Here is a 26,137-nt window from a genome sequence, read left to right on the forward strand (position 1 = left end):
CCAATGGCGAAACGCCTGACCCCGCTTGAGATCATGACACAGCTGATCTCATTTCCGACCGTAAGCCGTGATACCAATCTGCCGCTGGTGGATTGGGTTCAGGACTACTTGCAGGGCCACGGAATCGAAAGCCACCGCTGGCCAGATCCGGACCAACCGCACAAGGCCGCGATCTTTGCGCATGTTGGTCCAATGGAAGAAGGCGCGGTGGTTCTGTCCGGTCACACGGATGTCGTGCCGGTGGACGGTCAGCCGTGGGACACTGATCCTTTCACGGTGACCGAGAAAGACGGCAAGTACTTCGGTCGCGGCACCTGCGACATGAAGGGGTTTGACGCCCTGGCCATCTGGGCCCTGGTCGAAGCACACTACGCCAATATCAGCCGGCCGCTTCAGCTGGCGCTCAGCTTTGATGAAGAGGTCGGATGCACCGGTGCGCCGCCCATGATTGAAGCAATGCAACAGGTTCTGCCCAAGGGATCGGCAGTGATAGTGGGTGAGCCGTCGATGATGCAGGCGGTGACGGGGCATAAGGGCGGGTTCGGCATCGATACACATATCGTCGGGTTCGAAGTGCACAGCTCGATCATGCATACTGGCGTGAACGCCATCATGGCGGCGGCGCCTTTGATCGATTGGGCAAATCATAGAAATGCCGAAAGCATGGCTGCTGAGCCGAGCGAAATCGCGGCTGTATTTGACCCGCCGTGGACAACCTGTCATGTCGGCATGATTGAAGGCGGGACAGCCCATAACATCACCGCCAAAGACTGCACTTTCATGATGGATTTCCGCACGGTGCCGGACGAAACGCAGGCTGAATGGCGCGATGCCTATATCGAACAGGTCCGCCAGGTCGAAGCTCGGATGCAGGCAGTTCACCCCGATGCGCGCATCGAACTGTCCGAGCATTTCGCGATCCCGGGGCTGGTGCCCGAACAGGACGGAGAAGCCGAAGCTTTGGTGCGCGCCCTGACCGGGGACAACGCAAGCCACGTCGTCAGCTATGGGACCGAGGCGGGGCAGTTTCAGGCGGCCGGGTATTCAGCCGTGATCTGCGGCCCGGGTGATATCGCGCAGGCTCATCAGCCGAACGAGTTCATATCGATCGCGCAGTTCGAAGCTGGGCATAGGTTCATGCAACGATTGGTTGAAGGGCTGAGCGCGGCGTAACATTCAACGTGGCCTCAGTGGTTCAGGGGAGGGTCTTGAGATGCCTGTCAAAAACAGACTTGCAGAGATGCATGGCGATATTACCAAGTGGCGCCGCCACCTGCACGCACATCCTGAACTGATGTATGACGTGCATGAAACGGCTGCTTTCGTAGTCGAGCGTCTCAGGGAATTTGGTGTGGATGAGATCACGCCGGGAATTGGCAGGACGGGTGTCGTGGCCGTGATCCGGGGGCGGCAGGATACGACCGGGCGCGTGATCGGGTTGCGTGCTGACATGGACGCATTGCCGATCGAAGAAGCGACGGGGTTGGATTATGCCTCGACCGTATCGGGAAAGATGCACGCCTGCGGGCATGACGGGCATACCTCGATGCTGCTTGGGGCCGCCCAGTACCTGGCTGAAACCCGAAACTTCGATGGCACCGTAGTTCTGATTTTTCAGCCCGCCGAAGAAGGTGGCGCAGGCGGTCTGGCCATGTGTCAGGACGGCCTGATGGATCGCTGGGGCATTGATGAGGTCTATGGCATGCACAATATGCCGGGGTTGCCGGTGGGCGAATTCGCGATCCGACCCGGCGCCTTGCTGGCCTCATCTGATGAATTCGAAATCACGATCACCGGCAAGGGCGGACACGCCGCCGCACCGCATGATGCGGTAGACACCACGCTGGTGGCCTCGCATATCGTCGTGTCGTTGCAATCCGTCGTAGCGCGCACCGTCGATCCGATCAAACGCGTGGTGCTGACCGTGGGTACGTTTGAAACGGACAGTGTCGCGTCGAACGTGATCGCGCATACCGTCCGCTTGCAGGGGACCGTCCGGACGCTCGACCCCGAATACCGCGCCATTGCGGAAGAACGCGTGCGCAGGATCGCCGAGGATACGGCCTCGGCCTTTGGCGCAAAGGCGGATGTCGTCTGGACGCCCGGCTATCCTGTGACTGTGAACTCCGAGGCCGAAACGGCATACGCTGCCGAGGCGGCCGAGGCCGTGGCGGGCAAGGTCAATGACAGCACCGATCCGATCATGCCGTCGGAAGATTTTGCCTACATGCTTGAAGAACGGCCCGGAGCTTACATCTTTATCGGGAACGGGGACACGGCGATGTGCCATCACCCGGAATACAATTTTGACGACAATGCGATTCCCGCCGGTTGCAGTTGGTTTGCCGAGATCGTGGAACGACGATTGCCCGTGGCATAATTTGAGGGAGAGTGACATGCCGATCAAAAACCGCCTTGCAGAGATGCACGAAGAGATCACAGGCTGGCGGCGTGACATTCACCAACACCCGGAAATTCTGTACGACACTCATCGCACCAGCGCGCTGGTGGCGGAAAAGCTGAAGGAATTCGGCTGTGATGAGGTCGTTACAGGCATCGGTCGCACCGGCGTGGTCGGGGTCATTCGGGGAAAGAGCGACACGCAGGGCCGGGTGATTGGCCTGCGCGCCGACATGGATGCGCTGCCGATGCAGGAACAGACCGGGCTGGACTATGCCTCGAAGACATCAGGCGCGATGCATGCCTGCGGGCATGACGGGCATACCGCCATGGTTTTGGGGGCGGCAAAGTACCTGTCTGAGACGCGCAATTTCGATGGCACTGCAATCTTGATCTTTCAGCCCGCCGAAGAGGGCGGGAATGGCGCCGAGGCCATGTGCAAGGACGGTCTGATGGACCGGTTCGGCATTCAGGAAGTCTATGCGATGCACAACGTACCGGGCCTGCCGACCGGGCAGTTCGCGATCCGTTCGGGCCCTTTGCTGGCCGCAGCGGACGAATTTGATATCCATCTTGAAGGGCGCGGAGGTCACGCTGCAAAACCCCATGAGACGGTCGATACGACGGTGATGCTGTCGCAATTGATCGTGGCATTGCAGACGATCGTGTCGCGCAATGCCGATCCGATCCTGCAAGCCGTGCTGTCGGTGACGTCTGTCGAGACATCATCGAAAGCGTTCAACGTGATCCCGCAATCGGCGCAGATACGCGGCACGGTCCGGACCCATTCCAACCAGATGCGAGATCTGATCGAACAGCGCCTCAAAGAGGTCGCCGAAGGGATTGCAGCAACATTCGGTGGTTCCGTGAACGTCAATTACTCGCGCGGCGTTCCGGTGACGATCAATGCCGAAACTCAGACGGGATATGCGGCAGAGGCCGCAGTCTCGGTCGGAGGCAGCTGCATCGAGGCGCCGATGGTGATGGGGGGCGAGGATTTCTCGTTCATGCTGGAGGAACGGCCCGGAGCCTTCATCGTTCTGGGCAACGGTGACAGCGCCGGGTTGCACCACCCTGAATACGATTTCAACGACGAGATCATCCCGATTGGATGTTCGTGGTTCGCAGAAATGGTCGAGCGCCGAATGCCGGCGGCTTGAACTGAATTAGGAGAGAATAGACATGCCAGTCAAAAACCGCTTTGCCGAATTGCAGGATGAGATCACCGCCTGGCGACGGGATCTGCACCAAAACCCTGAAATCCTGTTCGAAACGCACCGCACCAGCGCAATGGTGGCCGAGAAGTTGCAGGAGTTTGGTTGCGACGAGGTCGTCACCGGCATCGGGCGTACAGGCGTTGTTGGCGTGATCAAGGGCAAATCGGACCGCAGCGGCAAGGTGATCGGTTTGCGGGCGGATATGGATGCGTTGCCGATCCATGAGGCGACGGGGTTGGACTATGCGTCGAAAACGCCGGGCGCCATGCATGCCTGCGGCCATGATGGCCACACGGCGATGCTGCTTGGTGCGGCGAAGTATCTGTCTGAAACCCGAAATTTCGATGGCACGGTTGTTGTAATCTTCCAGCCTGCCGAAGAGGGCGGCGGTGGTGGTCGTGAAATGTGTGAAGATGGCATGATGGAACGCTGGAATATTCAGGAAGTCTACGGCATGCACAATTGGCCGGGACAACCTGTGGGCAAGTTCGCCATCCGTCCCGGCTCTTTCTTTGCCGCAACCGATCAGTTCGACATCACTTTCGAAGGGCGCGGCGGTCATGCTGCCAAGCCGCATGAAACAGTAGATACCACGGTACTGGCCGCGCAGGCGGTGTTGGCGCTTCAGACGATTTCCTCGCGCAATGCCGATCCGATCGACCAGGTCGTGGTGTCGGTGACGTCGTTCGAGACCTCGTCGAAAGCGTTCAACGTGATCCCGCAGACTGTTCAGATCAAGGGTACCGTGCGCACCATGAGCAAGGATATGCGGGATCTGGCCGAAAAGCGGATCAATGAGATCTGCAATGGTGTGGCGGCAACGTTCGGAGGCACCGCCGATGTGACCTATATCCGCGGGTATCCGGTGATGGTGAACAGTGAAGAGCAGACAGAGTTTGCAGCAGCTGTTGCCCGGTCGGTATCTGGTGATTGTGATGATGCGCCTTTGGTCATGGGCGGCGAGGATTTTGCCTTTATGCTGGAGGAGCGCCCAGGCGCCTATATTCTAGTGGGTAACGGCGATACGGCCATGGTTCACCACCCGGAATACAACTTCAACGATGAGGCGATTCCCGCCGGGTGCAGCTGGTGGGCAGAGATCGTCGAGCAGCGGATGCCGGCGGCCTGATGGGGCGGGGGGGGGCTCTGCCCCCACACCCCCGGGATATTTTTGGCCAGATGAAGAAGGATCCCGCCTACTTACGTCAGGTCGAGCGAACGGCACAGCGTTTCCACGACGGAATCCAGTGCGTTGCTTTGCGTCTTGACGCAGGATTGGGCGGCGCTGCGGGCCCGGGTCAGGGCTTGGTCGTCTGAAAGCCAATGGTCGACCGCCGCAGAGAGATCTGTTTCGGTTTGAACCTCGATGGCGCCACCGGTTTTGATCAACGGCGCGAATGTTTCAGCAAAATTGAAGTATCCGGGACCGGTTATCACGGCGGCTCCGGCCTGGGCGGGTTCGAAAGGGTTGTGGCCGCCGATATTTTTAAGGGAGCCGCCCAGGAACACGATGGGAGACAGAGCGTACCATGTGCCGGTCTCGCCCAATGTGTCGGCGACATATACCTGGGTTTCGGTTTTGATCGGGGAACTTTCTGATCGGAACGCGGCGTTGAGATCGGAGGCGTCCAGTAGTTTTGCGATATCGCCGCGGCGCTCTGGGTGGCGGGGGATCAGCAACAGCAGCAGATCGGGCCAGCGTTCCAGAAGTGATTTATGCGCGGCCAGAACGATTTCCTCTTCACCGGCATGGGTTGAACTGGCGATCCACACAGGTCTGCCAGAAATCTGAGAACCAATGTCGTCCAGCGTGCCGTGGTCTATGGGAAGAGGGTCTGACATGGCCTTGAGATTGGTGCCGGGCCGGACGCGGCCGACAGGGGCACCCATGGCTATCAGGTTGGCTGCGGTTTTGCCGTTTTGTGTCAGGAACAGGTTGAACTTGCCCAATACGAACCGCGCTGTTCTGGGGCGTTTTTTCCAACCGGCAACGGACTTGTCCGACAGTCGTGCATTCAGAAGAGCCAGCGGAACGCCGCGTCTTGCGCTTTCGACGATCAAACGCGGCCATATTTCACTTTCGACGAAAACTCCGCCCTCTGGTTGCCAATGGTTCAGAAAGCGCCGGACCGGGCCTGCCGTGTCCAGCGGCGGGAATTGATGCCGTGTGCGGGGCGGCAGGCGTTTTTCGATCAGAGCCGCTGAGGTCGGGGTGCCCGAGGTGATCAGAAACTCGGCCTCGGGCAGGCGGTCTGCTAGCCGTCTGATCAGGCTGAGGACCGAAAGGCTTTCGCCGACGCTGGCGGCGTGGAACCAGACCAAACGCCCATTTGGTCTGGGCAGGCTGGCATGGCCAAGGCGTTCTTGTTGACGCTTATCAGGTACGTTTGCTGCACGCAGCTTGTTCCGAACGACCCGCCAAATCAGAGGCGCTGCCAGAGATGTGAGGGCGCAGTACACATGGTACAACGCCGTGGGGCGGCCGTCGTGATCCGGCATATCAGCCGCCTGTATGGCTCATGTGACGGCTCATCCGGCCATCGACGGCTTGACGGGAATAGTCGAAGTCATGCCCTTTGGGCTTGAGATTGATCGCAGATCGGATCGCGTCCTCAAGTGGCTGTTCGGTATCAGGATGATCGCGCAGGGCGCCGCGCAGGTCGGCCATGTCTTCCTGACCCAGGCACATGTAGAGTTCGCCCGTGCAGGTCAGGCGGACCCTGTTGCAGCTTTCACAGAAATTGTGCGACAGCGGCGTAATAAAGCCGATTTTCTGGCCGGTTTCCTCGAGGCGCACGTAACGGGCCGGGCCACCGCTGCGTTCGGCCAGATCGGTGGCCGAATAGTGGTTTTCGTATTCTTTCCGCACGTCCTTGAGCGACCAGTACTGATCCAGGCGGTCTTCGTTGCCGATATCGCCCATGGGCATGACTTCGATCCAGGTCAGATCCATATCCCGCTGGGCGCACCATTCCGTGATTTTAGGAAGTTCGGGCTCGTTGAACCCTTTCAGGGCAACGGCATTTATCTTGATCCGCAGGCCAGCTTTTTGCGCGGCGTCGATTCCGTTCAAAACCTGTTTCAGGCGACCCCAGCGCGTCACCTTGGCGAACTTGTCATCATCCAGAGTGTCCAGCGAGACATTCACCCGACGCACACCGGCCGCATAAAGGTCTTCGGAAAATCGGTGCAGTTGCGAACCGTTGGTTGTCAGCGTCAACTCCTTCAATGCACCGCTGTCCAGATGACGTGTCATCGAATTGAAGAACGTCATGATGTTGCGACGCACCAAAGGCTCACCACCCGTAATGCGCAGCTTTTCGACTCCCATTCTGACGAAGGTCGAACACATCCGGTCCAGTTCCTCCAATGTCAGCAGGTCTTTCTTGGGCAGAAAGGTCATGTTCTCGGACATGCAATACACGCAGCGGAAATCGCAGCGATCCGTGACGGAGACGCGGAGATACGTGATGGCGCGGGCAAACGGGTCGATAAGCGGAGCTGTCATGCCATATACGTAAAGCTGGAACATGGCCGCGACAAGGGCGAACTGCGCTTTGCGCTGGAACAGGTGGGCGCAGGGTTGTAGGTTTCTGGCATGAAGAAAATACTTGTTTTGACATGCGTAATGACGGCCGGATGCGACGCCGTGCAGTCAACGACTGATCGAGTGTTCGGCGGGGGCGACGCGCCCGCCCAGACGGTGTCTGACACGGAAACGGGCACAGCAGTTGCCGAAGAGGTGTTGCAACCCGAACCGGTTTCCGCGCGCCCGAACTGGGTTGGGGCGAAAACCACCATCGCCGGGCTTGGGGATCCGACCACTCCGGGGCGCTGGATGCAGACGCCGCTGGTGGACAGCGAAGTTACGGCGCGTGTCGTCGTGCCACGGACCGGGGCGCAGGCCTATATTACGTTGGTCCCGGTTTCCGGTCCGGACAGCAGCGGCAGCCGCTTGTCGCTGGACGCCATGAGGGCCCTGCTGGTGCCCTTCGACGAACTTGTCGAGCTTGAGGTCTATGTGAACTGATTTTTCAGGTATTTGCCTGCTTCGCGGCGGGCAAACGGCTTCATGGCATCACCGTGTTGTTTCAGAAAGGCGATCACGCGTTCCGGGTCATGTTTGGACAGTTCGCGCAGCCACCAGGCGATGGATTTCTGGATGAACCAGTTGCGGTCCGAAACATATCCCGCAGCCCAGCCAAGGATGCGATCACGGCGGTGCAGATCGTCAGGCTTGGGGTGGTTCTGTTTGGTCCAGGGCAGGGTTGCAACCATGGCCGCGCGCCGGGTCCACATGTGATCGGATCGGGTCCACAGTTCGACTTCGTCCAACCGTTCGGGATCTGCTGAAAGCCGTTTTTGCATCGCCATGCACGCATGGTCCGCAACGGCCCAGGCATCGAAATCCGGCAGCCAGCTTTGAAGCAAATTCCAAACCGCCGCATCCGGTCGGATGCGTGCCTGAGTCAAAAGCTTGGATGCAGCAAGTCGCCCTTCGTGGATGTTGCTTTGCCATAGCCCGTCCGCCAATGCGACCCGCGCCGGCACGTCCAGTTCTTTCCGCCACGCCTTGGTCAGGTCGTTGAGAACCGGGTTCGCGACGCCCAGATAGATGCGATCCGCCTTGTGGTAACTGGCCATCTGGGTCGCCCGCTCGGGGTCACCATGCGCTTTGATCTGATCGAGATATCCACTCAGCATCGGGCTCACGTCGGTACGCCGGTTGGCTTTCCATCAATCGTATGGCTGTTCCTTTCCACCCAATACGAGCGGATGTCCTCGTCTGATTTTCCATCCACCCATTTCTGCATTGTATCGCGGTCGGATTGGAATTCCATGAAAGGCACGGCATAGCCGCAAGAGGTCTGTACCATGTCGATCGACTGGTCATAGATCTGCCGTGCGCTTCGGTGATTTGGGAATAGGCCGGCAAGGTCGTCCCAGCCATCATCCCCGACATGCAGGCAACGTGCCGTGCCATAGGTGCGCAGGATCATCGGACGTGTGGTGAAGGAACACCACATCAGCGTCATCCTGTTGATCTGCAAAAGATGCCCCGCCGTTTCATTGCCACTGCCGGTCAGGTTCATCCAGACGATGCGGTTCGGCCCCAATACCCGCAGCGAATCCATTCCCTTGGGGGAAATATTGACACGACCTTCGGCCCCAGCGGTGCCGACGAAGAACATGTGCTGATCTTCGATGAACTTTTGATGCGCTTCATCAAGCTGCGGGAACTGCTTGGCCATAATTCACTCCACCGTGACCGACTTGGCCAGATTGCGCGGCTGATCCACATCCGTGCCCTTGGCAACCGCCGTGTGATAGGCCAGCAATTGCGCGGGAACCGAATACAGGATCGGTGCAAGGCTGGTGTGAACATGCGGCATGCGGATGGTGCTCCAGACGCCGTCGCCGGCCTCGTCAATGCCGTCATCATCAGAAACCAGGATCACCTTGCCCTTACGCGCCATCACTTCCTGCATATTCGACACGGTCTTGTCGAACACGGTGTCACGGGGTGCCATGACAACCACGGGCATATGCTTGTCGATCAGGGCGATGGGGCCGTGTTTCAACTCTCCTGACGCATAACCTTCGGCGTGGATATAGCTGATTTCCTTCAGCTTCAGCGCGCCTTCCATTGCCAGCGGATACATCAGGCCACGGCCCAGAAACAGGACGTCGCGTGCCTCGGACAGGCGTTGGGCGGCTTTGCGGATTGCCCGGTTCTGATCGAGTGCGGCGTTCAATACGGTCGGCAACCCGCGCAGCGCGGCGGCATGATCGGCGATGTCCTCATCCGTCATCGTGCCCCGGTCTGCTGCGGCCTTGAGCGCCAGCATCAGCAGCACGCTCAACTGGCAGGTGAAGGCTTTTGTCGACGCCACTCCGATTTCGACACCGGCATGGATCGGCAAGGCGATATCGCTTTCGCGTGCAATCGAGCTTTCGGGCACGTTGACGACCGAAACGATCTTGTCTGCCTTGCCCTCACAATACCGCAACGCGGCCAGCGTGTCGGCGGTTTCGCCCGACTGGCTGACGAAAAGCGCCAGTGTTCGATCCGTGATCGGAGGTTCGCGATAGCGGAACTCGCTGGCGATATCGACCTCGACCGGCATCTTGGCCAGTTGCTCGAACCAGTATTTCGCGGTCAGGCAGGCGTAAAACGCGGTGCCGCAGGCCACCATGGTCAGACGGTCCAGCTTGCTAAAATCCAGATCGGCATCGGGCAGTGCCACGCGGTCACCGCCCGTGGGCAGGTAGGACCGGATCGCCTCTGCTACAACGATGGGCTGTTCAGCGATTTCCTTGGCCATGAAATGCTTGTGCTCGCCCTTGTCCGCACGCGTATGATCCAGCTTGATCTTGCGCTTTTCCCGGTTGGCCAGCTCACCGGCTTCGTTGCGGATTTCAAGCGACGTTCGGGTCAGAACCGCGCGGTCGCCTTCTTCCAGATATGTGATCTGGTTGGTCAGAGGCGCCAGGGCGATGGCGTCAGAGCCCACATACATCTCGCCATCCCCATGTCCGATGGCCAGTGGTGATCCCTTGCGGGCCGCCACGATCAGGTCGTCCTCTCCGTCGAACAGAAAGGCCAGCGCAAAGGCGCCCTCCAACTGGTCGATCGTCTTGAACGCGGCCTCAACCGGGGACAGGCCCGAGTTCAGGTGGTGTTCCGTCATGAGGGCAACCGTTTCCGTGTCGGTTTCGGTTTGGAAATCAACACCATGTTCGGCCAGTTCGGCCCTCAGGTCGCGATAGTTTTCGACGATGCCGTTGTGAACGACGGCCACCGGGCCCGCCTTGTGCGGATGTGCATTGTTGACCGACGGGGCGCCATGCGTGGCCCAGCGGGTATGGCCGATGCCGGATTTTCCGGGAAGAGGATCATGCACCAGAAGGTCGCTGAGGTTGACCAGCTTGCCAACCGCGCGCCGCCGGCCCAATGCGCCGTCGTTGACGGTTGCAATCCCGGCGCTGTCATAGCCGCGATATTCCAGCCGTTTCAGGGCTTCTACCAGAATAGGGGCGGCCTCGTGCTGCCCCAAAACACCTACTATTCCACACATATCTCAGGCCTTTTTATCGCGGCGAGCCTTCGTCGCCTTCAACATATCAAACAATTTACGCGCATATCCGGGCTTGTTTTCCTGCTTGGCCCGCGCAACAGCCAGCGCATCAGGGTCCACATCCCTGGTCACGACAGTGCCCGTCGCGGTCATCGCGCCGTCGCCCACTGTGACCGGCGCTACCAGCATGGTGTTCGAGCCGACAAAGACATTCTCACCAATCGTGGTCTTGTGCTTCATCACGCCATCGTAGTTGCAGGTGATCGTGCCTGCGCCGATGTTGGTCGCAGCGCCAACCGAAGCGTCCCCGATATAGCTGAGGTGATTGACCTTCGCGCCTTCGGCGATTTCGGCATTCTTGATCTCGACAAAATTGCCGACCCGCGTGTTTTCGGCCAGTTCGGCACCGGGGCGCAGGCGAGCGTAGGGGCCGACGACAGCGCCCCGGCTGACATGGCAGCCCTCAAGATGAGAAAAGGCGCGGATCGTTGCGCCGCTTTCGACCGTGACGCCCGGGCCGAACACCACATTCGGTTCGATCACAGTATCGCGCCCGACCACCGTATCCGCGGCCAGATACACCGTGTCAGGCGCCATCAAGGTGACGCCCAGGTCAAGAAGCTCGGCACGGGCGCGTGCCTGAAATACGGCATCGGCGGCCGCCAGATCAGCGCGAGAGTTCACGCCCAGCGTCTGCGCCTCGTCGCACGCGACTGCGGTCACGTTCAGCCCCCGGCGGCGCGCAATTTCAACCACGTCGGTCAGATAGTATTCGCCCGAAGCGTTATCGTTTCCGACCTCGTCGATCAACGAAAACAGCAGCTGCGCATTGCAGGCCAAAAGCCCTGAATTGCAGAATGTTATGGATCGTTCTTCATCCGACGCATCCTTGAATTCGACAATGCGTTCCAGCACGTCGCCAGTCATAACCAGCCGGCCATAACGGGCAGGATCGGCTGCTTCAAAGCCAAGAATGACAAGGTCATTCCCTGACCGTGCCTCGATCATCCTTTCCAGCGTGTCGGGCTGCAAGAACGGGGTGTCGCCATAAAGAACAACCACATCACCTTCGAACCCGCTCAATGCGCTTCGGGCCTGGGCGACCGCATGGGCCGTACCCAACTGGTCTTCCTGCACGGTGATCTGCGCCCCTTCATCCTCGGCCCGTGCAACCTTTGCCACAGCTTCGGACCCGTGGCCGGTGACGATCACGGTATGTTCGGGCGACAGGACAGATCCGGCGCGCATCGCATGGATCAGCATCGGAACCTGAGCGATGGGATGCAGAACTTTGGGAAGGTCCGAATTCATCCTGGTGCCTTTTCCGGCGGCAAGGATGACAAGTGCAGTGGTCATGAATTCGTTTTCTCTTTGTGTTTTGTTGCCTTCCGTTTTATCCGCTGAGGTCAAAGGCGCAAGCCGTTCGGCCATCAAACAAGATTGCCGATTGAAACAGGATACGGCGAAAACCTGCCGAGCAAGGGGGCGAAATGCGCACCGTCATCTTCGATCTGGACGGCACTTTGGCGGACACATCCGGCGATTTGCTGGCGGCCGCGAACCATTGTTTCCGCATGATGGGGCACGGGGATGTACTGGTCCACGGGCCAGATTCCGGTGTGGCGCTGCGAGGTGGACGCATGATGCTGACCCACGGGCTAAAACGAGTCGGGGCCTATGACGAGGATACGGTGCAGGCCTATTACCCGGTTCTTCTTGAGGCCTACGCGCAGGACATCGACACCCACACCAGTTTCTACCCGGGTGCCCTACAGGCGGTCGAGATGCTGAGTGACGCGGGTTACGGTGTGGGCATTTGCACGAACAAACCGGAACATCTGGCCGAATTGTTGCTGACGCGCATGGGAGTACGGAACCGTTTTGCATCTTTGGTCGGGGCCGATACGCTGCCGGTCCGCAAACCGGACCCGGCGCCTTTGCGTGAAGCCGCGCGCCGTGCCGGGGGCGATCCGGACTTGTGCGTGCTGGTCGGTGACTCGGATACCGACCGCAACACCGCCAGAGCGGCGGGCGTTCCTTCGGTGCTGGTTACCTTCGGGCCATCGGGGGATGACATGGCGGCGCTGGAACCCGAAGCCCTTCTGCATCATTTTGACGACTTGCCCGGCCTCGTGCCTGATCTGATCGGTGCGGCAGCCTGAAACCTTGACCGGACCCTTTCGGAGCCTCAGAACAAGACCATGACCGACGTATTCTCTGGCAGCTTTACGCAGCAAGAACCCCTTCCGGAAGATGCAATCGAGGCGGCACTGGCCGTTCTGCGCCATGGGCGTCTGCATCGATACAATGTCGTCCCCGGAGAGTTGGGGGAAACGGCCCTGCTGGAGCAGGAATTTGCGGCGCAGATGGGGGCTAAATACTGTCTTGCGGTTTCGTCTGGCGGTTACGCTCTGGCCACGGCCCTGCGCGCGGTCGGCGTGCAGTCGGGCGATCCGGTTTTAACCAATGCGTTTACGCTGGCCCCGGTCCCGGGGTCGATTGCCTCGGTCGGCGGGCGGGCAGTTTTTGTCGGAGTGACGGAAGACCTGACCATCGATTTGGATGATCTTGAGGGCAAACTGGATCAAGCGCGTGTTCTGATGCTCAGCCATATGCGCGGGCATCTGTGTGATATGGACCGGCTGATGCAGATGTGTGACGCGGCCGGGGTGATCGTGATCGAGGATTGCGCACACACGATGGGTGCAGCCTGGCGCGGTCAGTTGTCAGGACGGCAGGGCGCGATCGGGTGTTATTCCTGTCAGACCTACAAGCATGTCAATTCGGGCGAAGGGGGCTTGCTGGTCACCGATGACGAGGAACTGGCGGCAAAGGCTACGATGTTGTCGGGGTCCTACATGTTGTACGAACGCCATCTTGCGGCGCCGGGGCCGGACGTGTTCGAGCGGATCAAATACACCACGCCCAACGTCTCGGGCCGGATGGACAATTTGCGCGCGGCGATCCTGCGCCCGCAATTGCGGGATCTGGACCGACAGGTGGCCCGGTGGAACGAACGTTATCGCGAGATCGAAACCGGGTTGCGGGGTACGTCGGGCCTGACGATCGTCGAACGGCCCGAAGAGGAAACCTATGTCGGGTCTTCGATTCAGTTCCTGCTGCTGGATTGGGCGCCTGAACGGATAGCCGAAGTGATCAGCCGTTGCGCGGCGCGTGGGGTTGAGTTGAAGTGGTTCGGCGGTGCCGAACCGACAGGATTCACGTCGCGCTATGACAGTTGGCGATATTTCGATAGCGAGCGGATGCCTAAAAGTGACCGCGTTCTGGCCGGCGTTATGGATATGCGCGTGCCTTTGACGTTTTCCCTGGAGGATTGTCGATTGATCGCCCGGATCATCCGGGCCGAAGTGAGCGCGGTTTATCAGTCTTGACCAAGCGGAGTGCGCCTGCGGCGCACGCTCGATCTTTTGAAACGCCGCCCTTTTCGGGGCGGTGTTTTCCGTTTTGGACGCGCTGTCACAAAGATTGACCGGCAAAAGATTCGCTGCTAGAGATTTATTGAACACTTGTTCATTAAAGCGGAGGGAAGACGCAGATGTTCATGGCCACGATGAAGTTCGATCTGGGTGAGGATGTGAATGCCCTGCGCGAGATGGTGCATCGCTGGGCGCAGGAGCGTGTCAAGCCGATGGCGGCCGAGATCGACGCCACCAATGCCTTTCCGAACGAGCTGTGGAAAGAGATGGGAGAGCTTGGTCTGCTGGGTGTTACAGTGCCGGAAGAGTACGGCGGTGCAGGCATGTCTTATCTGGCGCATACGATCGCCGTCGAAGAGGTCGCGCGCGCTTCAGCTTCGGTTTCTTTGTCATACGGGGCGCATTCGAACCTGTGCGTGAACCAGATCAAGCTGAACGGCAATGAAGAACAGAAGCAGAAATACCTGCCGCGGCTGATCTCGGGCGAGCATGTGGGGGCGCTGGCCATGTCGGAACCTTCGGCCGGGTCGGATGTGGTGTCGATGAAGCTGCGCGCGGAAAAGCGGAACGACCATTACCGTCTGAACGGTAACAAATACTGGATCACCAACGGGCCGGATGCGGATACTCTGGTGGTTTATGCCAAGACGGACCCCGATGCTGGATCGAAGGGTATAACCGCATTTCTGATCGAAAAAGAGATGAAGGGTTTTTCAACCTCGCCCCATTTCGACAAGCTGGGTATGCGCGGGTCGAACACGGCTGAGCTGATCTTTGAAGACGTCGAGGTGCCGTTCGAGAACGTGTTGGGCGAAGAGGGCAAGGGTGTTGCCGTGCTCATGTCGGGGCTGGATTATGAACGGGTCGTGCTGGCAGGCATCGGGACCGGCATCATGGCCGCCTGTCTGGACGAAGTGATGCCTTATCTGGCGGAACGCAAGCAGTTCGGCAAACCTATCGGCAGCTTTCAGTTGATGCAGGGCAAGATTGCCGACATGTACACCGCGATGAACTCGGCGCGGGCATATGTCTATGAGGTCGCCAAGGCGTGTGACCGCGGTGACGTGACCCGGCAGGATGCCGCAGCGTGCTGCCTTTACGCGTCGGAACAGGCGATGGTTCAGGCCCATCAGGCGGTTCAGGCGCTGGGCGGGGCGGGCTTCCTGTCGGATGCGCCAGTCAGCCGGATTTTCCGGGATGCCAAGCTGATGGAAATCGGCGCAGGCACCAGCGAGATTCGCCGGATGCTGATCGGCCGCGAAATGATGAATGAAATGCTCTGAAAGAAAGAACGCCCTGCGGACGAGGTAACCGCAGGGCGCTTTGGCAACGGGATCAGAACCGATGGACGTAGGAAACACCGACCAGCCAGGGATCGATTTCCGCGGTGCCGATGGGCGCGCCGTTGAGCGAGACGTCCGAGTCAATATCGAACCAGCGCACGTTCAGGCGGATCGCCCCGTTGTCGGTGACCATGTAATCCAGACCGGCCTGCAACGAGACGCCGAAGGAGTCATCGACCTTGATGTTACCCAGGGGCGATTGCTCGTCGAAGAAGATCGTATAGTTGAGACCGGCGCCGACATAGGGTTTCCAGGCGCTGTTGGTCGGGAAGTGATAGTTCAGCGACAAGGTGGGCGGCAGGTGCTTGACCGTGGCCGCGTCCGTACCGCCAAGGGCCACGGTGTGTTTGAACGGGGTCGCAGCCAGAAGCTCAATGCCCAGGTTGTCGCGAATAAAGTACTCGGCGGTGAAAATCGGGCGGGTGTCCGCGTCGATCGTCGCTGCCGCACCGGCCAGCGTGCCGTTGTCGGATTTCGGGTCCAGATAGCCAACACCGATACCCAGCGTCCAGTCCCCTTGCGACTGGGCCAAAGCCGGAGCCGCCAGGGCGGCCAACGCGGTAGACAGTGTCAAAGCGGCGAGTTTCTTTGTCATATTCTTGCCTTTGGTTATGTTGATGCTCTTGGTTTCGCAAAGGCGGTGTCCGGCCACTCTGATCTGCATCAAGTTTGCGTGATGTGTCTGCCCAAGGTCAGGTCGCGAAGCATCAGGAAAACAAGGGGAATTCGCGTTGCTGCACGCTGAGCGCATACCGGGTTTGCGCTCAGGAGGAGGCTGGGACATACCGGACCGGCTGAACATGGCGCAGCAATGTCTGAACCATCCAGGTGATCAGGTGGCGCTTATCGATCTGACCGGATCAGGGCAGCGGCTGATAACCTTTGGGCAACTGGCGCAAATGGCTGATGGGATCGCCCGCGCCCTGCTGGCCCGCGTCTGGCCCGGTGATCGGGTCGGAGTGCTGCTGAGCCAGTCACCCTGGTGTGCGGCAGCTCATTTGGCGATCTGGAAGATCGGCGCGATTTCGGTGCCCTTGTTCAAGTTGTTCAAGCAGGATGCGCTGCGGTCGCGAGCGCGCGATGCAGGCGTTCAGATCGTGCTGACCGATGCTGAAGGAGCGGATCTGCTGGGCGATCTGGCTGAACCTCTTATCGCATCCGAAATTGGCGTGACCGGTCCTGCGCTGCCCTATGCCGCGACCGGGCCCGAGGATCCTGCCGTATTGATCTACACCTCTGGTACAACCGGCAGCCCGAAAGGCGCACTGCACGGGCATCGGGTTCTGACCGGGCATGTGCCGGGTGTCTCGATCAGCCACAATCACCTGCGCGAAGGAGACTGCCTGTGGACCCCGGCGGATTGGGCGTGGATCGGCGGGTTGTTCGATGTGCTGATGCCGGGCCTTGCGCTGGGCATTCCGGTTGTCGCGGCACGGCTTGAGAAGTTCACCCCGGAAGCCTGCGCCGAGATCATTGCGCGGGGCGGGGTGCGGAATGTGTTCTTTCCGCCGACCGCCTTGCGGATGCTCAAGGCGGCTGATCAGGCGATCCCCGGTTTGCGCTCGGTTGCGTCCGGGGGTGAGCCGCTGGGGGCCGAGATGCTGGCCTGGGGCCAAGGTGCGTTTGGTCTGACGATCAACGAATTCTACGGCCAGACCGAATGCAACATGGTCGTATCCTCCTGCGCCGAGGATTTCCCTGTTCAACCCGGCTGTATCGGCAAGCCGGTGCCCGGGCATGAAGTCGCGGTGATCGACGATGTCGGCAACCCGACCAGCGAGGAAGGCGATGTCGCCATCCGGCGGGGTTCGGCGTCGATGCTGCTGGAATACTGGAACAATCCGCAAGCGACGGCCGAGAAGTTCCGGGGTGATTGGCTGATCACCGGAGATCGTGGCGTGTGGGAAGGCGACTATCTGCGCTTTGTAGGCCGCGACGATGACGTGATCACCTCGGCCGGCTACCGCATTGGCCCGGCCGAGATCGAGGATTGCCTGCTGACCCATCCGGCGGTGGCCACCGTGGGCGTGGTCGGCAAGCCCGACCCGCTGCGGACCGAGATCGTCAAGGCGTATGTGGTGTTGAAACCGAGGGCCGAGGCCACGGGTGCCGAGTTGCAGGATTGGGTCAAGGACCGTCTGGCGCATTATTCCTATCCGCGCGAGGTGGCATTTCTGGAGGAACTGCCGATGACGGTGACGGGGAAGGTGATCCGCAAGGAGTTGAAGGCGCGGGCGGCGGGGGAAGGCAAGAAATGACAGAAAACAAAAAACCAGTTGACGACTGGCAGGGTTATGAAGCCGCAAGACAGAGAAACAATGACTTTCACGGAGAGTACCTGCGGTCCTATTCCGAGCGCGGTTACGAGTACGGTATCTTAGCTGTAAAGAATTTTATGCTCATATCGGGCGGTGCACTTGTTGCTCTTCCAGCTCTGGCGAAGCTCTCGCCGGAATACAATGAAAAGATGGCAATTCTGGCTGGCACATGTTTTGCTTTCTGTCTTCTAGCTTCACTTGTTTGTACCTACATAATCCACTTGAATTGGACATTGTTGTACGAGAACCAAGAACTGGCTCGCTCTCGTGACCAACAGTCCATCATTAAGGCGTATCTGCCTTCTCGTCATGAAAGTGCTGAAGCAGGCAGGGACTTTCAGCGTGAGATCGATACGAAGAAACAAAAAGTGTGGTGGACTTGGTTAATTCCACACGTTCTTGGCGTGATCAGTTTTGCTGTTTTTCTTCTCGGTTGTTGGTTCTTTTATTCAGGTTTTGATCTTTCGGAGGCTACCTTATGAAACTCACATCCAAAGCCATGCCCGCCTCTGAGGGCTTCAAGGCCAACCGCGCAGCCCATCTCGACGCGCTGGCGCAGATCTCTGCCGCCGCCGAGGCAGCCCGCATGGGCGGTGGTGAGAAATCCCGCGCGCGGCATGAATCCCGCGGCAAGATGCTCCCCCGCCGGAGGGTGGCGAACCTGCTGGATCCGGGGTCTCCGTTCCTCGAAATCGGGGCGACGGCGGCGCATGGGATGTATGGCGATGTCGCGCCCTGCGCTGGCGTCATCGCGGGCATTGGACTTGTGCAGGGGCAGCAGGTCATGGTGGTCTGCAACGACGCCACCGTGAAGGGCGGCACCTATTACCCGATGACGGTCAAGAAACACCTGCGGGCGCAGGAGATTGCCGAGGAAAACCATCTGCCCTGCATCTATCTGGTCGACAGCGGTGGCGCGAACCTGCCCAATCAGGATGAGGTCTTTCCCGACCGCGATCACTTTGGCCGCATCTTCTACAACCAAGCGCGGATGAGCGCGAAGGGGATCGCTCAGATCGCCGTGGTCATGGGGTCATGCACGGCCGGTGGCGCCTATGTGCCGGCGATGTCGGATGTGACGATCATCGTCAAAGAACAGGGCACGATTTTTCTGGCCGGCCCGCCTCTGGTCAAGGCCGCGACGGGCGAGGTTGTCAGCGCCGAAGATCTGGGCGGCGGCGATGTACACACGCGCCTGTCCGGCGTCGCCGACTATCTGGCCGAGGATGATGCGCACGCGCTGGCCTTGGCCCGTCGGGCGGTTGGGTCACTCAATCGCCGCAAGCCGCAGACGGTGGACTGGGCCAGCCCCGAAGATCCGGCCTATGACCCCGAGGAAATCCTGGGCGTTGTCCCTGCTGATCTGCGCACGCCCTATGACATCCGTGAAGTGATTGCGCGTCTGGTCGATGGGTCTCGGTTCGACGAATTCAAACCGCGCTTCGGCGAAACGCTGGTCACGGGGTTTGCCCATGTCAAAGGCTGCCCGGTGGGGATCATCGCCAACAACGGCGTGCTGTTTTCCGAGGCGGCGCAGAAGGGTGCCCATTTCGTCGAGCTGTGTTCGCAACGCAAAATCCCGCTTGTGTTCCTGCAAAACATCACCGGGTTCATGGTCGGTCGCAAATACGAAAACGAAGGCATCGCGCGGCATGGGGCCAAGATGGTTACGGCGGTGGCCACGACGTCGGTGCCCAAGATCACGATGCTGGTCGGCGGCTCGTTCGGGGCCGGGAACTATGGCATGGCCGGTCGTGCCTATCAGCCCCGGTTCCTGTGGACCTGGCCGAATTCGCGCATTTCGGTGATGGGCGGCGAGCAGGCCGCTGGCGTTCTGGCCACCGTCAAACGCGACGGGATAGAACGGCAGGGCGGCACGTGGTCCGCCGAAGAAGAGGCCGAGTTCAAACGCCCGACGCTGGATATGTTCGAGGAACAGTCGCACCCGCTCTACGCCTCGGCGCGGCTGTGGGATGACGGCATCATTGACCCGCGCAAAAGCCGCGATGTGCTGGCCCTGTCGCTCAGCGCCGCTTTGAATGCCCCGATCGAGGAGACACGTTTCGGCGTGTTCAGGATGTGAGATGAGCGAGAGTTTGAAAGACATAATCGCCCGCTATCCCGGTGCACAAACCTTCAAATTCGGCGACAACCCCGTGCTGAGTTCAGAGCTTCTGGCCTTGGTCCGTTCTGGCCGTAAAACAGCGACCTGCGACGCGCTCAGAAACTATCCTGATGACAGCCTTGAGATGCCCAAGTCCGGTCGCCGCGATATTGCGCTGAACTGGGATGACACTCCGGCGTTGGTCATTGAAACCGTTGATGTTTCGATCCAGCGTTACTGCGATGTGACCGAGGAATTCGCCTTGGCGGAAGGTGAAAATGAAACGCTTGAAGGATGGCGGGAAGATCATCGTCGATATTTCCAGCGAAACGGCGGCTTTGATCCTGAGATGAAACTCGTGTGCGAACGGTTCCGTCTAGTCGAAGATCTGGCAGTGGAAGGGTGAAAGACATGTTCAACAAAATCCTGATTGCCAACCGGGGCGAGATCGCCTGCCGGGTGATGGAGACGGCTCAGAAGATGGGCGTGTCCTGCGTTGCTGTCTATTCCGATGCGGACGCGGCGGCAAAGCATGTGCAAATGGCGGACGAGGCGGTTCATATTGGCGGCCCCGCCCCGGCGGACAGCTATTTGAAGGGCGACGTCATCATTCAGGCCGCGCTGGATACCGGTGCACAGGCGATCCATCCGGGGTATGGCTTTCTGTCCGAGAACCCCGATTTCGTGGATGCCGTGCAGGCGGCGGGGCTGACGTTCATCGGCCCTTCGGCGGATGCGATCCGCAAGATGGGCCTCAAGGACGCGGCCAAGGTTCTGATGGAGAAGGCCGGCGTTCCGGTCGTACCCGGCTATCACGGCGACAATCAGGACCCCGAGCATCTGGCCGGTGCGGCGGATGCGATCGGCTATCCGGTTCTGATCAAGGCCGTCGCGGGCGGCGGCGGCAAGGGGATGCGCCTTGTTGAACGCCCTGAGGATTTCGCGACCGCTCTCGACAGCGCGCGGGGTGAGGCCCGGACCGCCTTCGGCAATGATGCCGTGCTGGTCGAAAAATTCGTGGCAAAACCCCGCCATATCGAAGTGCAGGTGTTCGGCGATGGTACTCATGCCGTGCATCTGTTCGAAAGGGACTGCTCGTTGCAGCGCCGCCATCAGAAGGTGATCGAAGAAGCCCCCGCCCCAGGCATGACGTCTGAAATGCGCGAGGCTATGGGTCAGGCCGGCGTGCGGGCCGCCGAGGCGATCGGCTATAAAGGCGCGGGCACGGTCGAATTTATCGTCGATGCCTCGGACGGGCTGCGCCCCGACAGATTCTGGTTCATGGAAATGAACACGCGCCTTCAGGTGGAGCACCCGGTGACAGAGGCCATCACGGGGATCGATCTGGTCGAGTGGCAGCTTCGCGTGGCCGCAGGCGAGAGCCTTCCCCAGAAACAGGATGATCTTGCGATCTCTGGCCATGCCTTCGAGGCCCGTCTTTATGCCGAGGATGTGCCGAAAGGGTTCCTGCCCGCGACGGGAACGCTGACTCATCTGGTTTTCCCCGACAATTGTCGCGCCGATAGCGGCGTTCGCGCCGGGGACACGATCAGCCCGTGGTATGACCCGATGATCGCCAAGGTGGTGGTGCATGGATCGACGCGTGCCGTTGCGCTTGAGACGTTGAACCGGGTGCTGCAACAGACCGAAGTTGCGGGTACTGTTACCAATCTGGCCTTTCTGGGCGCGTTGACGCGTCACGAAGGATTTGCCTCGGGCGATGTCGATACGGGTCTGATCGGGCGGGACCTTGAAACGTTGGTGCAGGAACCCGAGCCGTCGGATGTTACTGCGGTCGCGGCTGCGATGACGGCATTGGATCTGGTGGATGTCGATCCGGAAACCGGGTTTTCGCTATGGGCGCCGCTGCATCGTGCCGTGCAATTGTCCCGTCGCGACGACGTGCTGGATCTGGACGTGCAGGTCGATGGGCCGGATCGCCAGATTTGGCAGGTTGGCGAAAACCGCGTCGTTGCGGAACGCACCGCCGGGCGCTGGATGTTGAACGGCACGCCGATGCCTCGCGTTGCCGCACATAACGGGACCCTGACGGTTTTCACCGATTACGGTCAGAGCTTCGACGTCATCGATCCGCTGGACCGGGATACCAGCGCGACCGGCGACACCAATGTGATCGAGGCGCCTATGCCCGGTCTGGTCAAAGCCGTCTTTGCCACAGCGGGACAAACCGTACAGAAAGGCGATCGTCTGGCCATTTTGGAAGCGATGAAGATGGAGCATTCGCTGCTTGCGGCGCGGGACGGGATCGTTGCCGAAGTGCTGGTCGAGGATGGTTCGCAGGTCGAAGCCGGGGCTGCTCTGGTGAGGTTGGAGGACGAAGCTTGATCTGTACCCGCGCAACGCGGCGTGCCAAGGTCAGACGATATTTGCTTGAAACGACGACAATCCAGAAGGGGGGCGGACATGGGTGAGCTGGTCGAAGTCTATGAGGTCGGGCCGCGCGACGGGCTGCAAAACGAAAAGCGCGAAATACCGGTCGCGGACAAGATCGCCTTGATCGACTGTCTCAGCCGTGCGGGTTTTCGCCGGATCGAAGTTGCAAGCTTCGTGTCCCCGAAATGGGTGCCGCAGATGGCGGGTTCCGCTCAGGTACTGGGGGGGATTACGCGTGCGAGTGGGGTGCGCTATGCCGCGCTGACGCCGAACATGCATGGCTATGGCGACGCGCTGGCGGCCAAGGCGGACGAGATCGCCGTGTTCGCCTCGGCCTCCGAAGGATTCTCGAAGGCCAATATCAATGCCTCCATCGCCGAGTCGATCGAGCGGTTCACGCCGATTCTGGAGGCGGCGCGCCATATCGACCTGCCGGTTCGTGGCTATGTCTCATGCGTGACGGATTGCCCGTATGACGGTCCGACGCCGCCCGAAAAAGTGGCTGAGGTTGCTGATCGGCTTTTCGCGCTGGGCTGTTACGAGGTTTCGCTGGGCGACACGATTGGGCAGGGAACTCCGGACAAGGTTGCACATATGCTTCTGGCTGTGCGCGAGAGGGTTCCGGTGACGCGGCTGGCGGGGCATTTTCATGACACCAACGGGCGCGCGATCGACAACATCGATGCGGCATTGGCGCTGGGCGTGCGGGTGTTCGATGCAGCCGTGGGCGGGTTGGGCGGTTGCCCCTACGCCCCGGGTGCCGCCGGTAACGTGGCCACCGAGGATGTTGCGGCGCATTTGCAGCGGCTGGGGTATGAAACTGGCCTGGATATCGACGTCATTGAAAAGGCCGCGCAGATGGCCAGGGCTTTGAGGGGCTGACATGTTTGAAACGATCACGATCTCGACGGATATGCGTGGTGTCGCGACGCTTACCCTGAACCGGCCTGAAAAACACAATGCCATGTCGGGGCAGATGATCACGGAATTGACCGAGGCGGCATCGCAACTTGGTCAGGATGACGCGGTCCGGGCGGTCGTTCTGGTCGCAGCGGGCAAGACGTTTTGTGCCGGCGGTGATCTGGGGTGGATGCAGGACCAGATGGCGGCTGACAAAAAGACGCGTTTCGTCGAGGCGCGCAAGCTGGCCGAGATGTTGCAGGCTCTGAACACGATGCCAAAGCCTCTGATCGGGGCGTTGCAGGGCAATGCCTTTGGGGGCGGGGTGGGCATGGCGGCCGTGTGCGATGTCGCGATCGGGGTCGACAGTCTGAAGATGGGGTTGACCGAAACGCGCCTGGGGCTGATCCCCGCAACAATTGGCCCCTATGTCATCGCCCGTATGGGCGAAGCCCGCGCGCGCCGGGTGTTCATGTCAGCTCGTTTGTTCGATGCGTCCGAGGCCGTTGATCTGGGCCTGCTGGCGAAAACTGTTTCGGCAGATCGGCTTTCGGACGCGGTTGAGGACGAAATTCGCCCCTATTTGTCTTGCGCGCCCGGGGCGGTTGCCTCTGCCAAGGCGCTGGTACGCGCTCTGGGTCCGCGCATCGACGATGCCGTGATCGATCAGACCATAGGCGAGTTGGTCGAGCGCTGGGAAACACAAGAGGCACGCGAAGGGATCGCGGCGTTTTTTGAAAAACGAAAACCTGCATGGAATAAGTAGGTTTTACCAGGTTCCGCCAAGCCAAAGTCAAACGCAGGTGCTGCGATTCTATGCCGCGCTGTCAAACGCAGGTTTGATCGCGAAGGGGGCTGTGTTCGGTTGACCCTCTGACCCCGCAGAGATAGAGAATGTCCAGTCAACACGCCAATTGACGGCGCACCCGACAAGACATGTGCGCAGGAAAGGAGCTATTCGTGGAAGACCTGCTGCGGGAGTACCTCCCGATTCTGGTGTTTCTGGCCGTTGCCGTGGGCCTTGGGATCGTCTTGATTCTGGCCGCCGTCGTACTGGCCGTCCGCAATCCCGACCCCGAAAAGGTCAGCGCATATGAATGTGGTTTCAATGCCTTCGACGATGCGCGGATGAAATTCGACGTCCGATTCTATCTGGTTTCGATTCTGTTCATCATCTTCGATCTAGAGATCGCTTTCCTGTTTCCCTGGGCCGTGGGCTTCAGAGACATCAGCGATGTCGGGTTCTGGTCCATGATGGTGTTCCTGGGTGTTCTGACCATCGGCTTTGCCTATGAATGGAAGAAAGGGGCGCTGGAATGGGAGTGATGACAGGTGCCAACACTGCCGGTGTCGACAAAGAAGTCGCCACTCAGGCCCTGAACGCCGAGTTGCAGGACAAGGGTTTTCTGCTGACCTCGACCGAAGACATCATCAACTGGGCGCGTACTGGCTCGCTGCATTGGATGACCTTTGGTCTGGCCTGCTGCGCGGTCGAGATGATGCACACCTCGATGCCACGTTATGACGCGGAACGGTTTGGTATCGCGCCCCGGGCGTCCCCACGTCAGTCTGATGTGATGATCGTGGCCGGTACGCTGACCAACAAGATGGCGCCCGCGCTGCGCAAGGTCTATGACCAGATGCCCGAGCCGCGCTATGTGATCTCGATGGGCTCCTGCGCGAATGGCGGGGGGTATTACCACTATTCCTATTCCGTCGTGCGTGGCTGTGACCGGGTTGTTCCGGTGGACATCTACGTGCCCGGCTGCCCTCCGACTGCTGAGGCACTGCTTTACGGTCTGATGCAGCTGCAGCGCAAAATCCGCCGCACGGGAACGATTGTGCGATGAGTGATCCGGTTGTCAGGCGCTGGGAGGCTGTGGTTGCCCGAGACGATGTTGCCGAGTGGGTCGGTACTTTTCGGACACGTGCGCTCCCCGGCATGCGCGCCGTGGATGGGTTTGAAAGCGTGTCCTTCCTCGTCCGGCGCGATCAGGATCCCTGCCAAGTCATGGTACTGACCAAATGGCGTGACATGGCCGCTGTTGCGAATTATGCGGGCGAGAACGTCGCAAAGACGGTTATGCCCGACTTTATGGCGAAGTTTTTCAAATCTTACGACGCAGAAGCTACGTTCTATGACGAAGTTTTGCAGGAGGGCCGCAATGAGTGAAGCACTCGAAGAACTCGGCGCACAGCTGGAGCTGAAACGGTCTGATTGTGTTCTGTCGTGGGATGTGACCCATGGCGAACTGAACGTGGACGTGGCGCCGTCGAATCTCGTGGAATTCATTGAGTTCCTGAAATCTGATCGCAGCTGCCAGTTTTCGACCCTTGTGGACATCACTGGCGTGGATTACCCCGAGCGCGCCAAACGGTTCGACGTGGTGTACCATTTCCTGTCGATGTACCAGAACCAGCGTATCCGGCTGCGGGTCTCGATCCGTGAAGACGACATGGTGCCGTCGATCGTTGACGTGCACCCCTCGGCCAATTGGTTCGAGCGTGAGGTGTTCGACATGTTCGGCATCCTGTTCTCGGGCCATCCGGACCTGCGGCGCATCCTGACCGACTATGGGTTCCGTGGTTACCCACTGCGCAAGGATTTCCCGACCACCGGCTATACCGAAGTGCGCTATGACGAGGCGCAAAAGCGCGTGGTTTACGAGCCCGTCAGCCTGGTGCAGGAATATCGGCAATTCGATTTCATGTCCCCATGGGAAGGTGCGAATTACATTCTGCCGGGGGATGAGAAGCAGGGGACAGAATAATGGGTGGCATCTGGTGGTTGATCCTGTCTGCACTGACCATCATTCCGATGGTAAAGATTTTACCTTTCTTCGGGATCAACAAATACTGGTGCCTGCTGTGTCTGGTTCCCTTTGGCACGATCGCCTTGCTGTGGTGGGTCGGGCTGAAACTGCAAGAGTTGGAGCGCCGCTGAG

27 protein-coding genes are annotated in these 26,137 nt (G+C 59.7%); 20 read left to right on the forward strand and 7 right to left on the reverse strand.

What is annotated here, in order from left to right:
• Positions 1–3: 3 nt before the first annotated feature.
• The 4 genes from argE to GOW56_RS07215 are packed head-to-tail and all read left to right on the forward strand — an operon-like array spanning position 4 to position 4,746.
• Positions 4–1,173, forward strand: a complete 1,170-nt coding sequence (gene argE, locus GOW56_RS07200; RefSeq protein WP_171205448.1) for an acetylornithine deacetylase — start codon at positions 4–6, stop codon at positions 1,171–1,173.
• 40 nt (positions 1,174–1,213) lie between these two features.
• Entirely contained in the window at positions 1,214–2,380 is a 1,167-nt protein-coding gene (locus GOW56_RS07205; RefSeq protein WP_152458612.1) for a M20 aminoacylase family protein, read from the forward strand.
• A 16-nt stretch (positions 2,381–2,396) separates the two neighbouring features.
• Positions 2,397–3,560, forward strand: a complete 1,164-nt coding sequence (locus tag GOW56_RS07210) for a M20 aminoacylase family protein (RefSeq protein WP_171205449.1) — start codon at positions 2,397–2,399, stop codon at positions 3,558–3,560.
• 22 nt (positions 3,561–3,582) lie between these two features.
• On the forward strand, positions 3,583–4,746 hold the full coding sequence (locus GOW56_RS07215) for a M20 aminoacylase family protein (RefSeq protein ID WP_171205450.1): 1,164 nt from the start codon (positions 3,583–3,585) through the stop codon (positions 4,744–4,746).
• A gap of 71 nt (positions 4,747–4,817) precedes the next feature.
• On the opposite strand, the gene GOW56_RS07220 is transcribed toward GOW56_RS07215, so the two are convergent.
• Positions 4,818–6,116, reverse strand: coding sequence for a 3-deoxy-D-manno-octulosonic acid transferase (locus tag GOW56_RS07220; RefSeq protein WP_171205451.1), 1,299 nt, complete (start codon positions 6,114–6,116; stop codon positions 4,818–4,820).
• A gap of 1 nt (position 6,117) precedes the next feature.
• Positions 6,118–7,125, reverse strand: a complete 1,008-nt coding sequence (gene moaA / locus GOW56_RS07225) for a GTP 3',8-cyclase MoaA (protein ID WP_171205452.1) — start codon at positions 7,123–7,125, stop codon at positions 6,118–6,120.
• 90 nt (positions 7,126–7,215) lie between these two features.
• On the opposite strand from moaA, the gene GOW56_RS07230 reads away from it, so the two are divergent.
• Positions 7,216–7,647, forward strand: coding sequence for a hypothetical protein (locus GOW56_RS07230; RefSeq protein WP_152458607.1), 432 nt, complete (start codon positions 7,216–7,218; stop codon positions 7,645–7,647).
• Here GOW56_RS07230 and GOW56_RS07235 read toward each other — a convergent pair.
• The 4 genes from GOW56_RS07235 to glmU are packed head-to-tail and all read right to left on the reverse strand — an operon-like array spanning position 7,635 to position 12,052.
• Positions 7,635–8,321, reverse strand: coding sequence for a DNA alkylation repair protein (locus tag GOW56_RS07235; protein WP_171205548.1), 687 nt, complete (start codon positions 8,319–8,321; stop codon positions 7,635–7,637). The genes GOW56_RS07230 and GOW56_RS07235 overlap by 13 nt on opposite strands.
• A 5-nt stretch (positions 8,322–8,326) precedes the next feature.
• Positions 8,327–8,869 carry a pyridoxamine 5'-phosphate oxidase family protein gene (locus tag GOW56_RS07240; protein WP_171167297.1) on the reverse strand — a complete coding sequence of 181 codons (543 nt, stop codon included), beginning with the start codon at positions 8,867–8,869 and terminating at the stop codon, positions 8,327–8,329.
• Positions 8,870–8,872: 3 nt separating this feature from the next.
• On the reverse strand, positions 8,873–10,696 hold the full coding sequence (glmS, locus tag GOW56_RS07245) for a glutamine--fructose-6-phosphate transaminase (isomerizing) (RefSeq protein ID WP_171167300.1): 1,824 nt from the start codon (positions 10,694–10,696) through the stop codon (positions 8,873–8,875).
• A gap of 3 nt (positions 10,697–10,699) precedes the next feature.
• Positions 10,700–12,052 carry a bifunctional UDP-N-acetylglucosamine diphosphorylase/glucosamine-1-phosphate N-acetyltransferase GlmU gene (gene glmU / locus GOW56_RS07250; protein WP_171205453.1) on the reverse strand — a complete coding sequence of 451 codons (1,353 nt, stop codon included), beginning with the start codon at positions 12,050–12,052 and terminating at the stop codon, positions 10,700–10,702.
• A gap of 134 nt (positions 12,053–12,186) precedes the next feature.
• Between glmU and GOW56_RS07255 the strand changes: the two genes are divergently transcribed.
• From GOW56_RS07255 to GOW56_RS07265, 3 genes are all read left to right on the forward strand, one after another.
• Positions 12,187–12,858, forward strand: coding sequence for an HAD-IA family hydrolase (locus tag GOW56_RS07255; protein WP_171205454.1), 672 nt, complete (start codon positions 12,187–12,189; stop codon positions 12,856–12,858).
• A gap of 39 nt (positions 12,859–12,897) precedes the next feature.
• Entirely contained in the window at positions 12,898–14,088 is a 1,191-nt protein-coding gene (locus GOW56_RS07260) for a DegT/DnrJ/EryC1/StrS aminotransferase family protein (protein WP_171205455.1), read from the forward strand.
• Between the two features lie 164 nt (positions 14,089–14,252).
• Entirely contained in the window at positions 14,253–15,416 is a 1,164-nt protein-coding gene (locus tag GOW56_RS07265) for an isovaleryl-CoA dehydrogenase (protein ID WP_171115013.1), read from the forward strand.
• A 52-nt stretch (positions 15,417–15,468) separates the two neighbouring features.
• Here GOW56_RS07265 and GOW56_RS07270 read toward each other — a convergent pair whose 3' ends face one another.
• Positions 15,469–16,071 (reverse strand): OmpW family protein, encoded by a 603-nt coding sequence (locus GOW56_RS07270; protein WP_171205456.1) that lies wholly within the window; start codon positions 16,069–16,071, stop codon positions 15,469–15,471.
• A gap of 136 nt (positions 16,072–16,207) precedes the next feature.
• Here GOW56_RS07270 and GOW56_RS07275 point away from each other — a divergent pair, with 136 nt between their 5' ends.
• The 12 genes from GOW56_RS07275 to GOW56_RS07330 all read left to right on the forward strand — a co-directional run bounded on the left by GOW56_RS07275 (position 16,208) and on the right by GOW56_RS07330 (position 26,136).
• Complete coding sequence (locus GOW56_RS07275) at positions 16,208–17,734, forward strand: AMP-binding protein (RefSeq protein WP_171205457.1); 1,527 nt, start codon at positions 16,208–16,210, stop codon at positions 17,732–17,734.
• Positions 17,731–18,276 (forward strand): hypothetical protein, encoded by a 546-nt coding sequence (locus tag GOW56_RS07280; protein WP_171205458.1) that lies wholly within the window; start codon positions 17,731–17,733, stop codon positions 18,274–18,276. The genes GOW56_RS07275 and GOW56_RS07280 overlap by 4 nt, the downstream gene beginning before the upstream one ends.
• Entirely contained in the window at positions 18,273–19,877 is a 1,605-nt protein-coding gene (locus tag GOW56_RS07285; protein WP_171205459.1) for a carboxyl transferase domain-containing protein, read from the forward strand. The genes GOW56_RS07280 and GOW56_RS07285 overlap by 4 nt, the downstream gene beginning before the upstream one ends.
• Position 19,878: 1 nt before the next feature.
• Entirely contained in the window at positions 19,879–20,304 is a 426-nt protein-coding gene (locus GOW56_RS07290) for an ASCH domain-containing protein (protein ID WP_171167307.1), read from the forward strand.
• Positions 20,305–20,309: 5 nt separating this feature from the next.
• A complete protein-coding gene (locus GOW56_RS07295; protein WP_171205460.1) occupies positions 20,310–22,244 on the forward strand; it encodes an acetyl/propionyl/methylcrotonyl-CoA carboxylase subunit alpha in 1,935 nt (644 codons plus the stop codon).
• 78 nt (positions 22,245–22,322) lie between these two features.
• Positions 22,323–23,174 carry a hydroxymethylglutaryl-CoA lyase gene (locus GOW56_RS07300; protein WP_171205461.1) on the forward strand — a complete coding sequence of 284 codons (852 nt, stop codon included), beginning with the start codon at positions 22,323–22,325 and terminating at the stop codon, positions 23,172–23,174.
• A gap of 1 nt (position 23,175) precedes the next feature.
• A complete protein-coding gene (locus tag GOW56_RS07305) occupies positions 23,176–23,958 on the forward strand; it encodes a crotonase/enoyl-CoA hydratase family protein (RefSeq protein WP_171205462.1) in 783 nt (260 codons plus the stop codon).
• 194 nt (positions 23,959–24,152) lie between these two features.
• Positions 24,153–24,518: an NADH-quinone oxidoreductase subunit A gene (locus tag GOW56_RS07310; RefSeq protein ID WP_068335558.1), complete on the forward strand. Its 366-nt coding sequence runs from the start codon at positions 24,153–24,155 to the stop codon at positions 24,516–24,518.
• Complete coding sequence (locus tag GOW56_RS07315) at positions 24,509–25,042, forward strand: NADH-quinone oxidoreductase subunit B family protein (RefSeq protein ID WP_010442777.1); 534 nt, start codon at positions 24,509–24,511, stop codon at positions 25,040–25,042. Before GOW56_RS07310 ends, GOW56_RS07315 begins: the two co-directional genes overlap by 10 nt.
• Positions 25,039–25,365: an antibiotic biosynthesis monooxygenase gene (locus GOW56_RS07320; protein WP_171115030.1), complete on the forward strand. Its 327-nt coding sequence runs from the start codon at positions 25,039–25,041 to the stop codon at positions 25,363–25,365. The genes GOW56_RS07315 and GOW56_RS07320 overlap by 4 nt, the downstream gene beginning before the upstream one ends.
• The gene (locus GOW56_RS07325) at positions 25,358–25,963 is read left to right on the forward strand and encodes an NADH-quinone oxidoreductase subunit C (protein WP_171205463.1); all 606 of its coding nucleotides are present in this window, start codon (positions 25,358–25,360) and stop codon (positions 25,961–25,963) included. Before GOW56_RS07320 ends, GOW56_RS07325 begins: the two co-directional genes overlap by 8 nt.
• Positions 25,963–26,136, forward strand: a complete 174-nt coding sequence (locus GOW56_RS07330) for a hypothetical protein (RefSeq protein WP_010442775.1) — start codon at positions 25,963–25,965, stop codon at positions 26,134–26,136. The genes GOW56_RS07325 and GOW56_RS07330 overlap by 1 nt, the downstream gene beginning before the upstream one ends.
• The last annotated feature ends 1 nt before the right edge of the window (position 26,137 follow it).

This window comes from Ruegeria sp. HKCCA0235A, assembly GCF_013033235.1.
In the GTDB taxonomy this organism is placed as follows: Bacteria; Pseudomonadota; Alphaproteobacteria; order Rhodobacterales; family Rhodobacteraceae; genus Ruegeria.